We start from the raw sequence: 18,110 nt of genomic DNA, 5'->3' as shown, positions 1-18,110 counted from the left end.
CGAATGGAGGGTTCGCGTGACGATCTCGGATTATGCAAATCGTGCCCAGCAGCATCTTTTTCCCCACTTCACCACCGGCAAAGTGTGGAATGACGACGATCTTCCGATCATCGTCGAAGGGCACGGAAGTTACCTCACCGACGAACGAGGAGACCAGTACCTCGACGGTCTGGCCGGCCTGTTCTGTGCAAACATCGGCCACGGACGCCAGGACATCCCTCAGGCGGCCTACGAGCAGATGAGCAAGCTCGCGTACTGGACGAACTGGGGTTCGGCCCATCCCGCAGCCGTGGATGCAGCCACTCGCATCGCCGGCCACGCCCCGGGTGACCTCGACACCGTCTTCTTCGTGAATTCCGGATCCGAGGCCGTTGAGTCCGCTGTGAAGTTCGCTCGCCAATACCACCGGTCGCAGGGACAGCCCGAACGCACGAAGATCATCGCCAGGGACATGGCCTACCACGGCACCACCCTCGGTGCCCTCGCCGTTACGGGCATCCCCGCCTACAAGGAGCCTTTCGGCGAACTCATGCCCGGAGTCTTCCACGTGCCGAACACTTTGGGAGAAGAGGTCCCGACCGGGGGCACCGCCGCCGACCTGCCCTCGATCCAGGCCATCAGAGAACTCATCGAACGGGAAGGCGGAGACACCTTCGCCGCACTGTTCGCGGAGCCCGTCCAGAACTCGCGAGGAGCACTCGTACCGCCGGAGGGCTACTGGCAGGAGCTGCGGAAGATCTGCGACGAACACGGAATCCTCCTCGTCGCCGACGAAGTGATCACCGGGTTCGGGCGACTGGGCGAATGGTTCGGTTCGATCAAATTCGACGTCGTGCCCGACCTCATCACCTTCGCCAAGGGTTCGACCTCGGGCTACATGCCCCTCGGCGGAGTCATCATCCGCAAGCCGCTCGCAGAGGCCCTGCTCGACTCGCCCGATGCCGGGACTTTCACCCACGGAGCCACCTGGGGTGGTCATCCGGTGGCCACCGCGGTCGCCACCGCCAACCTCATCGCGCTGGAAGAGGAGAATGTCCCCGGCAATGTCCGCAGCCTCGCACCCTACTTCCAGAACGGCCTCGACCGAATCACCGACTCCTACCGGTGCATCAAGGAGTACCGTGGCACCGGATTCTTCTACGCCATCGAGATGATGGCTGACCGAGACACCGGTGCCGAACTCACCCCAGATGCGTCGAAGCAGGTGCTCACCGAAGTCATCCCGAAGTCGATGAAGGAGGTCGGACTCATCACTCGACCCGACAACCGCGGTGCCACGATGCTCGTGCTCTCGCCGCCGCTGGTCGCGGACCAGGCCGTCCTCGACGATCTGCTCGACAAGGTCGACCACGTCATGGGATCCGTCGACAAGCACCTCGGCGTCTCCACGCTGTCGGCCGCGGTCTGAGGTTCGGACCATGTTGAAGACGCCGGCAGCGCGCGACCGCACCCCCACCGTCGAAGCCGAGCTCGAGTCCGTCTCGATCGACCCGATGCTCCTCGACCGGGTGCTCGACCTGTGTGGAGAGGGACCACGGCCGAGGATCGTCCTCGCCGAGTCTCACGACGAACGTGTCCTTCGCGCTGCCGGCGCCCTCGCCGAGGCGGGCGTCCACCCAGTCCTGATCGGCGATGCCCATGAGGTTCGCCACCGTGCGAAATGGCTGGGCATCGCCGCTGCCGACGGATGGTCCGTCGAAGACCCCAGGAACCTCGCGGCCGGTCCAGCCGGCGAAAGAATCCGATCCAGTGCGCAGAGGAAGCATCCTGAACTGGCCGCGCAATGGCTGACCGACCCCGTCTTCCTCGCCGCTGCAGCCGTCAGAGAAGGATTGGCCGAAGCCGCCGTCGCCGGCGCGGATCGGCCCACTGCCGATGTCATCCGGGCGGGATTGGCCGTCGTCGGTCTCGCTCCGGATGCGCCCCTGCTCAGCTCCTCGTTCCTCATGCGTCTGCGCGACGGAAGTTACCTGGGATTCGGCGATTGCGCGGTCATCCCGGTCCCCGATGACCAGCAGCTCTCAGCGATCGCTGTCGCCACAGCACACACGTTCACAGCGATCACCGGCCTGGCGCCCTCCGTGGCGATGCTGTCGTTCTCAACAGCGGGATCGGCTCAGCACTCCGACATCGATCGGGTCAGAGCAGCCACCGAGCACATCCGCCGCAGCCACCCCGGCCTCGATGTCGACGGCGAACTCCAGTTCGACGCGGCCATCGTCGAATCCGTGGCGAAGTCGAAATGCCCCGAATCCTCGGTCGCCGGCCACGCGAACGTGCTCGTCTTCCCGAACCTCGCCGCGGGCAACATCGGATACAAGATCGCCGAACGCCTCGGCGGAGCACACGCCTACGGCCCGCTGCTCCAAGGACTCGCGGCCCCGATCAACGACCTCTCCCGTGGGGCGAGCGTATCCGACATCATCAACGTCGGCCTCATCACGTGCCTGCAGGCGCTCACCCCCGCGGCGAGCGCCCAGCATCCGACGAAATCCACTGCCCATACCTTCACAGAGAAGTGACGAAAGTAAGGTGCCATGTCGAAATCGATAGAGAACCCACCTCAGAATGTCACCTCCGAGCCACCGGCGGCCGGAGACGGACAGCAGCCAGAGAGGATGGCCAAGACGCTCAAACCGCGCTGGGTCTTCGCCATCGCGCTCGGCTCGGCGGTCGGGTGGGGTGCGTTCATCCTTCCCACCGACTGGCTGGCTATGGGCGGCCCCTTGGGCACCCTCGTCGGCTTTGCCCTCGGCGCCGGTCTCATGCTCATCATCGCCGTCAGCTACGGGTTCCTCATCCGCACTTTCCCCGTCTCCGGAGGCGAGTTGGCCTACGCCCTCATCGGCTACGGACGCGTCCACGCCTTCTTCGCCGGCTGGTTCCTCACTCTCGGCTACGTCTGCATCGTCGCGCTCAACGCGTCGGCATTAGCTCTGCTGTTCCGCAAGATCATGCCTTCGGTCATGGAGCAGGGGTATCTGTACACCGTCGCCGGCTGGGATGTCTATCTGCCGGAGATCGGCGTCTCGATCACCGCGCTCGTCGTCTTCGCCGTCCTCAATATCCGCGGCACCGCACTGTCGGGTCGGGTCCAATACTGGGCCTGCGTACTCATGATCATCGCAGTCTGTGCGATCATCATCTCCGTTATCGCGAGCCCGACGACCCATCTCTCCAATATGTCGCCGGCACTGCCCGATGGTGTCAGTCCGGTGGCCGCGATCATCGCCATCGTCGCCATCGCCCCGTGGGCATTCATCGGCTTCGACAATGTTCCCCAGGCCGCTGAGGAGTTCGACTTCTCTCCGGCCAAGGCGCTGCGCCTCATCGTGCTCGCCATCGTCACAGCTGCCGCCCTCTACATGGCGATGATCGTCTCGGTCTCCATGGCCGAACCGTGGCAGGCACTGGCAACTTCCGGTTCCGCGTGGGGAACGGCTGAAGCGGTCACCGGCGTCATCGGCGGTTCGGGCCTCCTGCTGCTGGCAATCGCCATCACGATGGGTGTGAGCACCGGCCTCAACGGTTTCTACGTCTCGGCCAGCCGCGTGCTCATGGCCATGGGCCGCGCGCAGATGATTCCGCCGATCTTCGCCCGCTTGCATTCGAAGCACAAGACACCGCACATCGGGATCATCGCCGTCCTCATCGTCTGCCTCATCAGCCCCTGGTTCGGCAGGGCAGCTCTGACCTGGGTCGTCGACATGTCCTCGATCGGTGTCACCATCGCCTACCTCTACACCTGCCTGTGCGCCTTCCGGATCTTCCGCCCCACTCGTGAGGCTCAGGACCCAGAGGCTCTCCCGGGAATGTACTCGACGACGAAGAAGGTCCTGTCCGGTGTCGGAGCGGTCATTGCGATCATCTTCATGCTGCTCCTGCTCATCCCGGGCTCACCCGGAGCGCTGGGACCGCAGTCGCTCATCGCCCTGGCCGTCTGGATCGTCATCGGTGTCGTGTTCTTCCTCTCCCGCATCCGGCACAACAGGAAGCTCACGGACCTGCAGGTCGATCGTCTCGTCCTCGGCGACGAGCGTCCCGCCGTCACTCGGTTCAGCGAACGCGCTCAGCTGCGCCGCGAAGGACGACTGGCCACGGACCGCTGAGACGATTCCGGGGCCCGCAACAGCACAGCGGTCGGCCCGCTGCCAGGTTTCACCGGCAGCGGGCCGACCGCTTTCATCGGTTCGACCGCCGAGGTGGGTAAGAGTCCCGTTCGTCTCGTCCGGCTCGCGGTGGACTCAGCGAGCGAGGACGGTGCGGAGTCCGTCGACGATCGCTCTCACCGAGGCCCGATCCCCCAGAGATTCGGCATCGAGTTCGACGCTGGCGGGGTAGATGAGGCCGGGGTCGGTGCCGATGCCGACGCCGAGTATCCCGATGTCACAGGCCCGTCGCAGACCGGCCACCGTGGTCTCGAGGTCACGAGCAAGATAGTCCTCGTCATTGGCGACAGCGGTGGCGGAGTCGGCCGGCAGTCCATCGCTGATGACGACCACGGCCGCCTTCGCTGCCTGCTGGCGGTACAGCCTGCCGACCGCCCAGCGCAGGGCCTCGGCATCGATACCCTCACGGAACAGTGAGGTCTTGAGCAGACCGCCGAGGTGGGCGCGCGTCCGCCTCCACGAGGACGTCCCGGACTTGATCACGAGGTGGTGGAGTTCGTTGAGCCGTCCCGGCCGCTCGGGCGAACCGGCCCTCTTCCACTCGCTGCGCACCCGTCCGCCGTTCCACGCATTGGTGGTGAACCCGAGGATCTCCGTGGTCACATCCAACCGGTCGAGGGCGGTGACGAGCACGTCGAGGAGGGCTCCGAGTCCGAGCGCATATGGTTTCATCGACCCTGAAAGGTCGAGCAGGAAGGTCACCGCGCAATCCGTCTCGGCCCGCTGCGATCGTCCGCGGAAGACGCGCGGATCACCAGGAGAGGTGACCAACCGTGTCAGCCGAGAGGGATCGAGGATCCCGTCCTCGGAGTCGACGAGCTCGTGGGCGTCCTTCGCCGCCTCGACGACACCGTGCAGACGGGAGACGACGGGCGCCAACGGCACCGACCGACGTGCCGTTTCCGCGGCGATGGCGGTTCGGCCGTTTCGAAGACTTTCCGTCCGGACCACCTCGGCGATGGTCGATTCCCGGTCGAATCGCGTCGTCCACACTCGGTAGCCGCGGGCGAGGTGGAGCTGCCCACCGGCTTCCTCGGCGGCGGGAGCGAACAGGTCCTCGGCGATGTCGAAGACCAGCGGCAGAGTCGGGGCAGCGCGACGTTCGCGCGCTCCGGCCCGCGTGCCTTCTCGCTCTTCGACGGCGACGATCCGGCCGGCGAGCGTGTGCGCTAGTTCGCGAGCCACCTCGGCGAAGGTCTGTTGATCGTCTCGGGCATTGCGCAGCGGGATGAGGAAGGGGCCGAGTTCGGATGAGAGTTCGAACCGGGATTCCTCGAGCAGGTCGGAGTCCGATCGACCGATCGGCTCTCCGGTCAGGACCGACCGGGTGACGAGGATGACCGTATACAGCAACATGCCCAAGTGGGTCTCGTGCAGGCGGCTGCGCAGGTACTCGCTGCACCAGTGCGCGTACCGCCGGGACAGGTTGGAGCGGACTCCCGCCTGCCGGGCCAGCGACTCGCACCGGAACTGTTCGAGGATCTCAACGATGAGGCGCTCTTCGCGGGCCTGCGGCAGCGCCCGACGATGAAGATCGGGATCACTCCACTTCCGGCGCATGGCCATGGCGTCTATGGCTCCGCGCAGAGACGTCAGGTCGGATCGGGAGGGATCGGGGTAGAGATGGGGCGCGTTCATCGGCAGCAGACCGTTCGCATCGGCAGGCCGGTGCGCCCACAGGTCGACGTCCGCGTCCTGGCCCAGTGCCCGGAACACAGCGGCCAAGCGCCGTTCGAGGACGAGTTGCTCCCGGTCGGAACGCTGTATCGACTGCGGACCATGCGCGGTCATCAGCTTGCCGTCGCCGCTCGGTCGAGGTCGAGCTCACCACCGAAGCAGCGCTGGTAGTACTCCGCGACGAGCGGATGCTCGGTGGAGTCGCAGCGGTTGAGGAACGAGAACCTGAAAGCCAGTTCGACGTCGCCGAAGATCACTGAATTCTCGGCCCAGGAGATGACCGTGCGCGGGGACATGAGCGCGGAGACATCGCCCGCGGCGAATCCGCTGCGCGTCAGCTGTGCGACCTCGATCATCGTCGCTACCGTCTCCTCTCCCAGGCGGGTGGCCGCCTCGGGCACCTGCCCGGTGACGACGAGGAGCTCTTCGGCCGGGTCGAGGTAGTCGAGTGAGGCGATGATGTTCCACCGATCGAGCTGGGCCTGGTTGAGCCGGTTGACTCCGTGATAGAGGCCGTTGACGTTGCCCAGTCCGACCGTGTTCGCCGTGGCGAAGAGTCGGAAGTGCGGGTGGGGGCGGATCACCCGGTTCTGCTCGGTGAGGGTGAACAGGCCATCGCGTTCGAGCAGACGCTGGATGATGAACATGACCTCCGGGCGGCCGGCATCGTATTCGTCGAAGACCAAAGCCATCGGCCTCGTCAAGGCGTAGGGGATCACGCCTTCCTCGAAGGCCGTGCGGGGCTGGCCGTCCTCGATGACGACCTGGTCCTTGCCGACGAGATCGGACCGGGAGATCTGTCCGTCCAGATTGACGCGCATGAGCGGCCAGTTGAGGCGAGCGGCGATCTGCTCGATGTGCGTGGACTTCCCCGTCCCGTGGAGGCCCTGCACGAGCACACGGGATCCGTGGGAGAACCCGGCGAGCACCGCCCTGGTCACCTCAGGGTCGAAGCGGTAGTTCTCATCGATGCGCGGGACCAGATCACTGTCGCCCTCGAGCATCGGCACGGGCATGTCGGCATCGATGCCGAACAGTTCTCGCATTGTTGCAACGTCGGCCATGAGCGCCGTCCTTTCCTGGTCGTGGTTCAGTCTCGCCGTGGCGGCAGGTCCGCCGGGTCGCGGTTCAGGCGGAGTTGTCCTCGGCGCGGTCGATCTCGTCGAGAACGGCCATGCGCTGGGCGGCTTCCTGGACCACCGGCAGCAGTTCGACGAGGTCGTCGATCGATTTCCGGATCACCGGGGCCTGGATCGCGAGGGCCTGATTCGATCGACCGATATCGGTGGGGATGAGCACCGCGAGGCAGACGAGGCCATCGAGGTACTCCTGCCGGTCCAGGGCATAGCCGCAGCTTCGGGCCGAATCGAGTTCGGCCTCGAGTTCTGCGGGATCGGTGAGCGTGTGCGGTGTGAATTCTCTCAAGGTCGAACTGCTCAGCAGCCTGCGCCGCGGCGTCTCGCCGTACTGAGAGGCGATCATCTTCCCGCTGGCCGAAGCGTGGATCGGCACGCGGCTGCCGGCTTCGAGATGCACCCGCAGCGGGTGCGCGGTCTCCACGCGATCGAGGTAGATGACCTCATCGCCGGAGACGGCGGTGAGATTGCAGCTCTCACCGATCTTCTCGGACAGCTGAGACAGGATCATCCGCCTAGCCCCCTGTCTCGAGTCATTGAGCAGAACGTCCTCGGCCATCCGCCGCAGCCTGGCTCCGGTGCCGTAGTGGCGGCCGTCGCTGTGCCGAGTGAGCAGTCCTGCGCCCTCGAGCTGCTGGAGCATCCGGTGGAGGGTGGGTTTGGGCAGTCCCGTCTGGACGACGAGGGATTGGAGGGTGAAGATCTGGTCGCGGGTGGAGATGAACTCCAACAGCGACACCATCCTCAGCGCGGGTGTCTCACCTGCCAGGGAGGCCCGTTCGTCGAATTGCGGCTCCGTCAGGTCATCCATTCCCACTACCTCCTCGGCCCCCTTCGGCCTTGTTCTACAGTTGCTCCCGCTCCTCAGCCACGGCGCCTGCGTGATTGGATCGTCTCGAAATATCGTACCAAACGAATTCTTTTTCGGAACTCTATTGACACCAATGAAGCCCGGACCCTACATTCGAGGTGTTCCGCTTTTCGGAGTGAAATGAACACAAAACCGAGACCACATGGATGTGGTCCCCGACGAACAGGAGACGTTACGATGACGGAACTGGCCGATCGAACCGAAAAGGCGACACTGAGTGAAGCCGTGAAGACCCAGAAGATCACATCGTCCGAAGCCTTCGTCGAAACGATGGTTGCCAACGGCGTCACCGACATCTTCGGCATCATGGGTTCGGCGTTCATGGACGCCATGGACATCTTCGCCCCCGCGGGCATCGATTTCATCCCCGTGGTCCACGAGCAGGGCGCTGCACACATGGCCGACGGCTATGCCCGCGCCTCGGGTCGTCACGGTGTTGTCACAGGTCAGAACGGTCCAGGAATCTCGAACTGCGTCACCGCGATTGCGGCCGCCTATTGGGCCCATTCCCCCGTCGTCATCGTCACCCCGGAGGCCGGCACGAACTCGATCGGCCTCGGCGGATTCCAGGAAGCCAATCAGCTGCCGATGTTCCAGGAGTTCACGAAGTACCAGGGGCACGTCAGCAACCCGACCCGCATGGCCGAGTTCACCGCCCGCTGCTTCGATCGCGCGAAGTCGGAGATGGGACCGACGCAGCTGAATATTCCCCGTGACTACTTCTACGGTGAATGTGCACCGGAGATCCCCCAGCCGCAGAAGATCGATCGCGGACCCGGTGGAGCCGAAAGCCTCGAAGAGGCCGCCGCACTGCTCGCCTCCGCGAAGAACCCCGTCATCGTCTCCGGAGGCGGAGTCGTCATGGCCGATGGCGTCGATGAGTGCATCGCACTGGCCGAGCGCCTCGGTTCGCCGGTGGTCAACAGCTACCAGCACAACGACTCCTTCCCCGCCAGCCACCCGCTGTGGGCAGGCCCCCTCGGCTACCAGGGTTCGAAAGCTGGAATGACCCTGATCAACCAGGCCGATGTGGTGTTGGCACTCGGCACTCGCCTCGGCCCCTTCGGCACGCTGCCGCAGTACGAATTCGACTACTGGCCCACCAACGCAAAGATCATCCAGGTCGATGCCGACCAGAAGATGCTCGGCCTGGTCAAGAAGATCGACGTCGGCATCTGCGGCGATGCCAAGGCCGTCGCCGAGGATCTCCTCGCCCGCCTCAACGATCGCAAGGTCGCCTGTGATGCCACGAAGGACCAGCGTGCCGAACTCATCAAAGCAGAGAAGGACGCGTGGGAGGCCGAGCTCGATTCCTGGACCCATGAGAAGGACGAGTTCTCTCTCGACGCCATCGACGAGGCGGAGAAGGAGGACGGCAACTGGCTGCACCCGCGCCAGGTGCTGCGCGAACTCGAGAAGGCGATGCCGGCCGACGTCATGGTCTCCACCGACATCGGCAACATCAACTCCGTCGCCCACAGCTACCTGCGCTTCGAACGTCCCCGCAGCTTCTTCGCTCCGATGAGCTTCGGCAACTGCGGATATGCGCTGCCGACGATCATCGGCGCCAAGCGCGCAGCCCCTGAGCGTCCGGCCATCGCCTACGCCGGTGACGGCGCCTGGGCGATGAGCATGGTCGAGGTGCTCACCGCCGTCCGGCACGACATTCCGGTCACCGCAGTCGTCTTCCGCAACCGGCAGTGGGGTGCGGAGAAGAAGAACCAGGTGGAGTTCTACGGTCACCGCTTCATCGCCGGTGAGCTCGACAACGGTGAGAGCTTCGCAGCCATGGCCGAATCGATGGGAGCCGACGGCATCGTCGTCGACGACCTCGACGAGGTCGGCCCCGCGCTGCAGAAGGCCGTGAACGCGCAGATGAACGAGGGCAGGACCACGGTCATCGAGGTCATGTGCACGAAGGAGCTCGGCGATCCATTCCGCCGCGATGCGCTGCGCAAGCCGGTTCGGACACTGGACAAGTACAAGGACTACGTGTGAGTCCTCAATACTGGTGAGCGCCGGTCGCCGGAGGTGGTGGTCGGGTCGGACTCGACCACCACCTCCGGCGCTTCCGGTGCCGCCCATCACGCACGACACAATCGAACAGCGGCCCGTCGACGACGACACTGCCGCAGAAAGCTGGCGCTCAAGCGATGAATTCGCCCGAACAGATCATCTACCCAGCCCGTACCGTGCGGACCCTTCATCCCGCACGACCCACCGCCGAGGCGGTCATGGTCCGCGGAGCGCGGATCCGAGCCGTCGGTTCCCTCGACGAACTCAAGGCCTACGGTCCTTCCCGCATCGACGACCGCTACGCCGATGCCGTGATCTTCCCCGGGATGGTCGAAGCTCACGCACATGCCGGCAGCGGCGGGATGTGGGCGAACACCTATGTCGGCTTCTATCCGCGCAAGGATCCCGACGGCACGATCTGGCCGGGCTGCACGAACATCGACGAGGTGCTCGACCGTCTGCGGGAAGCCGACGCCCGCCTCGGCGACGGCGAGCTCCTCGTCGCCTGGGGACTCGACCCGATCTTCTTTCCCGGCGAGCGCCTCGACAAACGCCACCTCGACTCGGTGTCGACGACCCGGCCGATCTTCGTCAGCCACCAGAGCGGGCACCTGGCCACCGTGAATTCGGCGATGTTGGCGCTTGAGGGCATCGACCGCGACTGCCCGGTCGAAGGCGTCGTCCGCGGCCCTGACGGCGAACCCAACGGCGAACTGCGGGAGCCTCCGGCGATCGCGCTGATCTCCAGCGCCTCCTCCCTCCTCGGCGGTCCGTTCGATCCGGATGCTCTGCGCGGTTTCGCCGCCGACGCCCGCAACCATGGGGTGACCACCTCGGCGGATCTCGGCAATCCCTACATCATGACCGATGCTCTCAGCGAGCATCGCCGAATCATCGACGCCGAGGACTTCCCGCTCCGGCTCTCGCTGTTCCACCTCGGCGGAGGCATGGGCGCCGGCGGCGATCCGGACACGGCGTCGCGGACCCTGGCGGATCTGGCGGAGACCGGAAGCGAGAAGATGCACCTCGGCGGGGTCAAACTCTTCCTCGACGGGTCCATCCAGGGCTTCACCGCCCGGCTTCAGGCCCCCGGTTATCTGTCAGAGGACGGCAACGGCCTCTGGCTGTCATCACCGGAGGAGTTCTATCGGGCCTTCCGCGCCTACCATTCGGCCGGGTCGGTCATCCATGTCCACTGCAACGGCGACGAAGCCACGGAGCTCTTCCTCGACACCATCGAGCGGGTGCTGGCCGAGGTTCCGCGCTGGGACCACCGGCATACGGTCACGCACAGTCAGCTGACCACTCCGGCGCAGTACCGGAGGATGAAGGCTCTGGGCGTGTGTGCGAACATCTTCTCCAACCACATCTGGTATTGGGGCGACCAGCACCGGGACCTCATCCTCGGGCCCGATCGCGCCGAGCGCATGAACGCCGCCGCCACCGCCTTGCGAATCGGGGTGCCGATCTCGCTGCACTGCGATACTCCCGTCACTCCTCTCGATGCGCTGGCCACGGCCTCCTATGCGGCCGAACGAGCCACACCGAGCGGCCGCGTGCTCGGAGTCCACGAGAGGATCAGCGTGGCCCAGGCTCTCGACGCCGTCACTTTGGGAGCGGCCTATATGCTCAAGCTCGACCACCTCGTCGGGTCGTTGGAGGCGGGCAAGTTCGCCGACTTCGCGATCCTCGATCGGGATCCCTACGACTGCGAGCCGGCCGAACTGCGCGAGATCACCGTCCACGGGACCGTCGTCGCCGGTCGACATTTCCGGGCGGCTGGCTGAGCGATGATCGAGTTGACTGTGATCGGCGGCTACCTCGGGGCGGGCAAGACCACGCTGCTCAACGAGATCCTCGATCGGACCGACGGTGAGCGCGTCGCGGTCATCGTCAACGACTTCGGCACGATCAACATCGATGCGGACATCATCGCCAACGATGACGGTCGGACGTGGGAGATCGCAAATGGGTGCATCTGCTGCGACCTCTCGGATGGGATGGCCGCCGCGATCGAAAGCATCCGGATCGCCTCTCCCCCGGTCACCCGCATCTTCGTCGAAGTCAGCGGGGTCGGCCAGCCCGAAGTCGTCGCCCGCTGGGGCGATCATCCCGGGTTCGTCCGAGGTGGAGCCCTCGTCTGCGCCGATGCCACCTCGATCCGCCGGGACGTCAACCGGAAGTGGGTGGGAGAGACGGTGCTGTCGCAGCTGCGCGGCGCCGACCGCATTCTGCTGACGAAGACGGATCTGGTCGATGGCCAGCAGCAGAGTGAGGTCGTCGACTGGTTGAAGACGGATCCGGGCATCACCGCCGAGATCGTCGCCCGGGACGACGTCGTGGCCGGTGGTCAGTCGCAGCGATCGACGACGGCACCCGGTGCTGATGGCGCAGTCGGCGAGGCCCGGCCACCGGTCGACGACGGGGACGGGTCCCGCTCCGCCGCAAGAACTCACAGTTCATGGTCGATCACGGCCGCCTCGGCGATCGCCCCGGAGGTGCTGTGCGATCTCATCCTCGACCTGCCGGATACCGTCGTCCGCGCCAAGGGGATCCTGCCCGACGAGCGGAGGCCCGGCCACCGGTTCCTCGTCCAATATGTCGGCACGAGGTGCGAGACCAGCGACATCACACCGGAGTGCGCGGACTCGGACGGCGACACGGTCGCCGACGGCCTGAGCACACGTGAGTCCGCGGCCCCCGACGCCTCGGGCCGCCTCGTCATCATCGCGGCCGGCGATCATGTCGGCCCTCCCGAGGCCGTGACCGCTCTGGCTCAGGCACTTCACGGGTGGGTCGGCAACTAGCCGGCCCCGAACATCAGAGAGGGAACAATGAAGTTCACCCGCAGAAAGAACGACGCGGAACGTCCGCGGCCACTCAAGCGGAAGACCGCCTGCCTACTCACTCCGGCCATCGCGATCACGGCGGCACTGGGGCTGGTGCTCGGCGGATGCGCGGCACCGTCAGCGCTGGTCGGCAGCAGCGATGACACGCTCATCTTCGGCACTGGTTCGGTCCCTCGCGTCCTCAATCCCGCGGTCCAGTCGGGGCTCGCAACGGCGACACCCGGCGCACAGCTCTTCGCCAGCCCGGTGCGACTCAACAGCAATATGGAACCCGAACCCTACCTTGCACAGTCGTGGGAAGAGTCGAAAGACGGGAAGACAGTGACCCTCCATCTCGTCGATGATGCGACGTTCCACGACGGCCGACCCATCACCTCAGAGGACGTGGCCTTCTCACTCGGGGTCGTCAAGCGTGAGCATCCCTTCGGAGCCAATCTCTTCGGCCCTGTCACCAGCGTGGACACCCCCGATGATCAGACCGTGGTGATCAATATGTCCCGCAGGCATCCGGCACTGATGACCGCGATGAGTCCGCCGTTCCTGCCTGTTATGCCGAAGCATGTCTATGGCACCGACGACACCGTCGTCGACCATCCCCAGAATGCGCACGACGTCGTCGGTTCGGGACCGTACCGGCTGCGCAGCAATCTTGAAGGAAAGCGGATCGTGCTCGACAAGGTCGATGACTTCTTCGTGCCCAACGAGGAGGCACCGCAGCAGGTGCTCATCGAGATCATCTCGGATGAGAACACCTTGGCGCTGGCTACGGAGAAGGGCGAGATCGACATGATGCTCTCGAACACTCCCTCGATCCTCTCGCGCATGGAGGACGTCGACGGAGTCACGGTTGCCGATGAGGGCTACGAAGGACTGGGTGCCCTCACCTGGTTGGGGTTCAATGTCAAAAGCGAGAACGTCTCGCACAAGCGGGTGCGCCAGGCAATCGCCTATGCGATCGACCGGGACTACCTTGTCAACGAGCTCCATCGAGGCCAGATCGAAGCAGCCACGAGCCCGATCGCCAACGGCAGCCCCTACTTCGACGATTCGCTGCCGAGCTACGACCGTGACCTCGACAAGGCCGCTGATCTGCTCGACGATGCCGGTTACCCGGTCGACGAGAACGGCAATCGCTTCACCGTCCAACTCGACTATGATCCGCTCAGCGCCGAGATGTCCTCGAGCATCGCCGAGACCATCAAAGCCAATCTCAAAGACGTCGGCATCACCGTGAAGATCCGCAGCTCCGCCGACGAACCGACCTGGGGCAATAGGGTGGCGAACTACGACTACGACATGACTCTGGACAACGTCTGGAACTGGGGTGACCCGGCAGTCGGAGTCGAACGCACCTACCTGTGCGACAACATCAAGAAGGGCGTGCTCTGGGCGAATATGTCCCAATACTGCAATGAGGACGTCGACCGGCTCTTCAAGAAGGCCGCAGCCGCGCCGGATGAGGAAACGCGCAGGGCCGATTATGCGAAGGTCCAGAAGATCCTCACCGATGAGCTTCCCGTGCTGCCGCTGGAGAACCAGCAGTACCGCAACATCTATTCGGACTCCGTGCACAATGCTCCCAATGGCCCGTTCGGCATCATGTCGCCGCTGCTGGACATTTCGATGGAAGGTTGACCATGTCTCTGACAGCTCCTCCGAAGATCAGACTCAAAGGGCGCAGAAGTATGGCCCTGTCGAGAACCCGCTCGATCGCCTCACGCATCGGGCAGGCCGTGCTCCTCCTTCTCGCCGTCATCATCTTCAACTTCGTCCTCATCCACCTCGCCCCCGGAGATCCGGCCACCGTCATCGCCGGCGAATCCGGCGGCACTACTCCCGAGCAGCTCGAAACGATCAGAGAGGCCTATGGGCTCAATGACCCGATCCTCGTCCAGCTCTGGCACTATCTCGTCAGAATCGCCCATTTCGACCTCGGATATTCGTTCTACTTCGGTCAGGATGTCACGGCGCTCATCGGCGAACGCCTGTATCCGACCGTGCTTCTTGCTGGCACTGGAATGACTGCAGGTCTCATCATCGGCACACTGCTCGGAGTGGTCGCCGCGATCAAACCGCAGGGAATCCTCAGCTACTTCGTCACCGTCATCGCCCTCGTCGGTTTCGCCGCACCAGTGTTCTGGACTTCCGTGCTGCTGCTGCTGGCTTTGTCGATCGCTCTGCCGATCTTCCCGGTGCAGGGGATGAACTCGATCATCGTCTCCCCTCATGTGCTTCCGCAGATGTGGGACACGGCGATGCACTTGGTCCTGCCCGCCACGGCGCTGGCGCTCATCTATGTGGCGCTCTACAGCCGCACGGCACGCACGAGCATGCTCGAAGTCCTCGACTCCGACTACATCCGCACGGCGTGGGCGAAGGGGCTGGGCGGCAAGGTCGTCATCTTCAAACATGCCCTGCGCAATGCCGTGCTTCCGGTCGTCACACTCCTCGGGCTCCACGTCGGTGCCCTGCTGTCGAGCGTGGTGCTCATCGAAGTCGTGTTCAACTGGCCGGGGCTCGGCTCACTGCTGCTCGAGTCGATCCTCCGCCGCGACACTCCCGTGATCCTGGGGATCCTGTTGGCCAGTTCCGTTCTCGTCATCATCGCCAATCTGGTCACCGATGTGGCCTATCGCATCATCGATCCGCGGATCGCCGTTTCAGGAGGGCCACAATGACCGACATCATGTCACTGCCGGGCACCGGTCAGGAACAGCCGGAGCCGCCGACGGAGGCTGCGAAGCGAAAGCGGCCGACGACGGCGTGGACCCTGTTCCGACGCAACCGTGTCGCCCTCATCGGACTGTCGCTGCTGGCCCTGATTCTGCTCGCCATCACCTTCGGCCCGATGATCTATCCGAACAATCCCTTCGAGATCGTCGGCATTCCGATGGAGGCCCCGGGCGAGTCCGATGTGCTGCTCGGCACCGATGCCCTCGGACGCGATCTGTTCGCCGAGCTGCTCTATGGCGGTCGCGCGACCATGCTCGTCGGCGTGGTAGCGGCCATCCTGTCGACGGCGATCGGGATCATCCTCGGCGGGTTCGCCGGCTATCACCGAGGATGGGCCGACTCTGTAGCAGTGCGCATCACCGAGTTCTTCCAAGTGCTGCCTCCGCTGCTGCTGGCCATGGTGCTCGTGACCCTGTTCACACCGAGCCTGCTGACGATCACGATCGCCATCGGCGTCGTCAGCTGGCCGGCGACCATGCGCATCACACGCGCCGAGTTCCTGCGCATCCGCGAACTCGACTACGTCAGGAACGACCGCGCTGCCGGAGCCGGAGACTTCTGGATCATCATGAAGACGATCCTGCCCAATGCACTGCCACCGATCGTCGTCATGTCGACCTTGGTCATCGGTCAGGCGATGCTCTTCGAAGCGGGACTGAGCTTCCTCGGTCTCGGTGACCCGAACACGATGAGCTGGGGGCTCATCCTCGGCAACAACCGTGAGCAGATGCTCACTGCATGGTGGCCGGTGGCCTTCCCGGGTCTGGCCATCTTCCTCGCTGTCCTCAGCGTCAGCCTCTCCGGCGACGGACTCAATGACGCACTCAATCCCAAAGGTCGTGAACGATGAACGCCACAGCGCTCACCGCTGATTCCACCAGTGGTCCCACGGCAGCCGGTGGAGACGAGTCACCGATTCTGTCGGTGAAGAATCTGTCCGTGAAGTTCCAAGACAACGTTGCTGTCAATGACGTGTCCTTCGATGTCAGTCCCGGAGAGGTCTTGGCAATCGTCGGGGAATCAGGTTCGGGAAAGTCTGTGACTTCCCTTGCCATCATGCGGCTCGTTGAACTCTCCTCCTCAGGGAAAGTCACCGACGGCCAGATGACGTTCTCTCGGGCAAGCGGTGACGTCGTGGACTTGCGCACCGCCTCGGAAGCGACGATGCGCACGATTCGCGGCAATGACATTTCGATGATCTTCCAAGAACCGCTGACATCACTCAACCCAGTCTATTCGGTGGGCAACCAGCTCGCCGAGGTGCTGCGTGTGCATAAGGGGATGTCTCGCCGAGAAGCGAAGAAGGGCGTCATCGAACTCATGGAACGGGTACGCATTCCCGAACCGAAGCGCCGTGCCCGCCAGTACCCCCACCAGATGTCGGGCGGCATGCGCCAGCGTGTCGTCATCGCCATGGCTCTGGCCTGCCAGCCGAAGATCCTCATCGCCGACGAACCGACCACGGCACTGGATGTGACGATCCAGGCTCAGATTCTCGCTCTGCTTCGTGAGCTGAAGAACGACCTCGACGCCGGGATCATCTTCATCACCCACGATATGGGTGTGGTCGCCGAGATCGCCGATCGGGTCCTCGTCATGCGGAAGTCCCACGCCATCGAAACCGGCGATGTCGCCGAGATCTTCCATCGACCACAGCATCCGTATACGAAGAAGCTCCTCAGCGCTGTGCCGAAGCTCGGTTCGATGAACGGCACCGACTCCCCTGCACTGTTCCGGCTCGACAAAGAAGAGGTCCGACGATGACGAGAATCCTCGAGGTCGAAAATCTGGTCAAGGGCTTCTCGCTCTCCGGCGGTATGCGGGTCCACGCCGTCGAAGACGTCAGCTTCCACGTAGATCAGGCCGAGACCTTCGCGCTCGTCGGTGAGAGCGGATGCGGCAAAACCACATTGGCGAATCTGGCCATGCGTCTGCAGAAGCCCGACAGCGGGATGATCAGGTTGCTCGACACCGATATCACTGATCTTGGCACCCGTGAGTTGCGACCTCACCGCCGCCATCTGCAGATGATCTTTCAGGATCCGTTCGCCAGCCTCAATCCGCGCAAGACCGTGGGCAAGATCGTCGGCGATCCGATGCGGTTGAACCGGACCGCGTCAAACAGCGATGCCGAAGACCGTGTGGCCGAGCTGTTCGAGCTCGTAGGTCTGAGCCCCGACGATATGCGGAAGTATCCGCATCAGTTCTCCGGGGGCCAGCGTCAGCGCATCTGCATCGCTCGAGCGCTCACGCTCAACCCCAGTCTCATCGTGGCCGACGAGGCCGTGTCCGCGCTCGATGTCTCAGTGCGTGCCACGGTGCTCAATCTCATGATCGAGCTGCAGCAGGAGTTCGAATTGTCGTATCTCTTCGTCAGCCACGACCTGGCCGTTGTCGAAAGGATCGCCCACCGCGTCGCCGTCATGTACCTGGGACAGATCGTCGAACTGGGGCCGCGGCGTCAGGTGTTCGAGAATCCGCAGCATTCCTATACTCAGCGCCTCATGGACGCCGCTCCGATCGCGGATCCCGCTCAGCGGCGCGAAAGGGCCCTCATCGCCGGTGAGATCCCCAGCCCTGTCTGGCCCGAGGACCAAGGACCCGAGCGGGTGAGCCTGCGCGATCTGGGAGGCGGTCACTTCGTGGCGGCCGAATGACG

Annotated in this window: 14 protein-coding genes; 11 read left to right on the top strand and 3 right to left on the bottom strand. The window is 64.3% G+C overall.

The features are described from left to right. Window positions 1-16: 16 nt before the first annotated feature. Genes BLU88_RS09195 through BLU88_RS09185 form a run of 3 tightly spaced genes read left to right on the top strand, consistent with a single transcriptional unit; the run spans window position 17 to window position 4,109 of the window. Entirely contained in the window at window positions 17-1,408 is a 1,392-nt protein-coding gene (locus BLU88_RS09195) for an aspartate aminotransferase family protein (protein ID WP_231939332.1), read from the top strand. 10 nt (window positions 1,409-1,418) lie between these two features. Further along, window positions 1,419-2,522 (top strand): phosphotransacetylase, encoded by a 1,104-nt coding sequence (locus BLU88_RS09190; protein ID WP_231939331.1) that lies wholly within the window; start codon window positions 1,419-1,421, stop codon window positions 2,520-2,522. Between the two features lie 15 nt (window positions 2,523-2,537). Beyond that, a complete protein-coding gene (locus tag BLU88_RS09185; protein WP_092012766.1) occupies window positions 2,538-4,109 on the top strand; it encodes an APC family permease in 1,572 nt (523 codons plus the stop codon). Between the two features lie 135 nt (window positions 4,110-4,244). Here BLU88_RS09185 and BLU88_RS09180 read toward each other — a convergent pair whose 3' ends face one another. From BLU88_RS09180 to BLU88_RS09170, 3 genes are all read right to left on the bottom strand, one after another. Further along, window positions 4,245-5,960 carry a cobaltochelatase CobT-related protein gene (locus BLU88_RS09180; protein ID WP_092012763.1) on the bottom strand — a complete coding sequence of 572 codons (1,716 nt, stop codon included), beginning with the start codon at window positions 5,958-5,960 and terminating at the stop codon, window positions 4,245-4,247. Further along, window positions 5,960-6,910, bottom strand: coding sequence for an AAA family ATPase (locus tag BLU88_RS09175; protein WP_092012760.1), 951 nt, complete (start codon window positions 6,908-6,910; stop codon window positions 5,960-5,962). The genes BLU88_RS09180 and BLU88_RS09175 overlap by 1 nt, the downstream gene beginning before the upstream one ends. 64 nt (window positions 6,911-6,974) lie before the next feature. Further along, a complete protein-coding gene (locus BLU88_RS09170) occupies window positions 6,975-7,793 on the bottom strand; it encodes an IclR family transcriptional regulator (RefSeq protein WP_092012757.1) in 819 nt (272 codons plus the stop codon). A gap of 237 nt (window positions 7,794-8,030) precedes the next feature. Between BLU88_RS09170 and xsc the strand changes: the two genes are divergently transcribed. The 8 genes from xsc to BLU88_RS18665 all read left to right on the top strand — a co-directional run bounded on the left by xsc (window position 8,031) and on the right by BLU88_RS18665 (window position 18,108). Further along, entirely contained in the window at window positions 8,031-9,851 is a 1,821-nt protein-coding gene (gene xsc, locus BLU88_RS09165; RefSeq protein WP_092012754.1) for a sulfoacetaldehyde acetyltransferase, read from the top strand. Between the two features lie 155 nt (window positions 9,852-10,006). Next, on the top strand, window positions 10,007-11,656 hold the full coding sequence (locus tag BLU88_RS09160) for an amidohydrolase (protein WP_092012751.1): 1,650 nt from the start codon (window positions 10,007-10,009) through the stop codon (window positions 11,654-11,656). Between the two features lie 3 nt (window positions 11,657-11,659). Next, entirely contained in the window at window positions 11,660-12,676 is a 1,017-nt protein-coding gene (locus tag BLU88_RS09155) for a CobW family GTP-binding protein (protein ID WP_092012748.1), read from the top strand. A gap of 27 nt (window positions 12,677-12,703) precedes the next feature. Beyond that, the gene (locus tag BLU88_RS09150; RefSeq protein ID WP_092012745.1) at window positions 12,704-14,353 is read left to right on the top strand and encodes an ABC transporter substrate-binding protein; all 1,650 of its coding nucleotides are present in this window, start codon (window positions 12,704-12,706) and stop codon (window positions 14,351-14,353) included. Window positions 14,354-14,403: 50 nt separating this feature from the next. Next, the gene (locus BLU88_RS09145; RefSeq protein ID WP_197678120.1) at window positions 14,404-15,396 is read left to right on the top strand and encodes an ABC transporter permease; all 993 of its coding nucleotides are present in this window, start codon (window positions 14,404-14,406) and stop codon (window positions 15,394-15,396) included. Then, entirely contained in the window at window positions 15,393-16,301 is a 909-nt protein-coding gene (locus BLU88_RS09140; RefSeq protein WP_197678119.1) for an ABC transporter permease, read from the top strand. Before BLU88_RS09145 ends, BLU88_RS09140 begins: the two co-directional genes overlap by 4 nt. Continuing rightward, entirely contained in the window at window positions 16,298-17,215 is a 918-nt protein-coding gene (locus BLU88_RS18670; protein WP_231939330.1) for an ATP-binding cassette domain-containing protein, read from the top strand. The genes BLU88_RS09140 and BLU88_RS18670 overlap by 4 nt, the downstream gene beginning before the upstream one ends. Beyond that, a complete protein-coding gene (locus BLU88_RS18665; protein WP_231939329.1) occupies window positions 17,212-18,108 on the top strand; it encodes an ABC transporter ATP-binding protein in 897 nt (298 codons plus the stop codon). The genes BLU88_RS18670 and BLU88_RS18665 overlap by 4 nt, the downstream gene beginning before the upstream one ends. Window positions 18,109-18,110 lie beyond the last annotated feature (2 nt).

Source organism: Brevibacterium siliguriense, from assembly GCF_900105315.1.
Lineage (GTDB): Bacteria > Actinomycetota > Actinomycetes > Actinomycetales > Brevibacteriaceae > Brevibacterium > Brevibacterium siliguriense.
The sequence above is the reverse complement of the archived record's forward strand: the minus strand, read 5'-3'. Positions and strand labels throughout refer to the sequence as shown.

Excerpts from the sequence above, each read along its gene's own strand:
- BLU88_RS09190 (WP_231939331.1), top strand. The coding sequence starts at position 1,419 with ATGTTGAAGACGCCGGCAGCGCGCGACCGCACCCCCACCGTCGAAGCC.
- BLU88_RS09185 (WP_092012766.1), top strand. The coding sequence starts at position 2,538 with ATGTCGAAATCGATAGAGAACCCACCTCAGAATGTCACCTCCGAGCCA.
- BLU88_RS09180 (WP_092012763.1), bottom strand. The coding sequence starts at position 5,960 with ATGACCGCGCATGGTCCGCAGTCGATACAGCGTTCCGACCGGGAGCAA.
- BLU88_RS09175 (WP_092012760.1), bottom strand. The coding sequence starts at position 6,910 with ATGGCCGACGTTGCAACAATGCGAGAACTGTTCGGCATCGATGCCGAC.
- BLU88_RS09170 (WP_092012757.1), bottom strand. The coding sequence starts at position 7,793 with ATGGATGACCTGACGGAGCCGCAATTCGACGAACGGGCCTCCCTGGCA.
- xsc (WP_092012754.1), top strand. The coding sequence starts at position 8,031 with ATGACGGAACTGGCCGATCGAACCGAAAAGGCGACACTGAGTGAAGCC.
- BLU88_RS09160 (WP_092012751.1), top strand. The coding sequence starts at position 10,007 with ATGAATTCGCCCGAACAGATCATCTACCCAGCCCGTACCGTGCGGACC.
- BLU88_RS09155 (WP_092012748.1), top strand. The coding sequence starts at position 11,660 with ATGATCGAGTTGACTGTGATCGGCGGCTACCTCGGGGCGGGCAAGACC.
- BLU88_RS09150 (WP_092012745.1), top strand. The coding sequence starts at position 12,704 with ATGAAGTTCACCCGCAGAAAGAACGACGCGGAACGTCCGCGGCCACTC.
- BLU88_RS09145 (WP_197678120.1), top strand. The coding sequence starts at position 14,404 with ATGGCCCTGTCGAGAACCCGCTCGATCGCCTCACGCATCGGGCAGGCC.
- BLU88_RS09140 (WP_197678119.1), top strand. The coding sequence starts at position 15,393 with ATGACCGACATCATGTCACTGCCGGGCACCGGTCAGGAACAGCCGGAG.
- BLU88_RS18670 (WP_231939330.1), top strand. The coding sequence starts at position 16,298 with ATGAACGCCACAGCGCTCACCGCTGATTCCACCAGTGGTCCCACGGCA.
- BLU88_RS18665 (WP_231939329.1), top strand. The coding sequence starts at position 17,212 with ATGACGAGAATCCTCGAGGTCGAAAATCTGGTCAAGGGCTTCTCGCTC.